Raw genomic sequence first — 232 nt, forward strand, 5'->3', positions numbered from 1 at the left:
GCTCCCCTCAACGTTCCACGCTCCGAAAGAGCAGTACTAGAAGGAGAAGACGATCAAGTGTGCCGAGTAGTCAACGTTCCACCCATGAGCAACCAGCACCGGACATTCGCCGATGTACTGGCCTCTGGACTGCCGAAGCAGCCTAGAAGTGCTCCTTAGAAAGGAGGTGATCCAGCCGCACCTTCCGGTACGGCTACCTTGTTACGACTTCGTCCCAATCGCCAGTCCCACC

At 56.9% G+C, this 232-nt stretch carries 1 rRNA gene; it reads right to left on the reverse strand.

Going from position 1 to position 232, the window contains the following annotated elements:
• Positions 1–159: 159 nt before the first annotated feature.
• Positions 160–232, reverse strand: a 16S ribosomal RNA gene (locus QC282_RS32640); the annotation flags it as partial.

Source organism: Streptomyces sp. DH24, from assembly GCF_029813775.1.
Classification (GTDB): Bacteria; Actinomycetota; Actinomycetes; order Streptomycetales; family Streptomycetaceae; genus Streptomyces.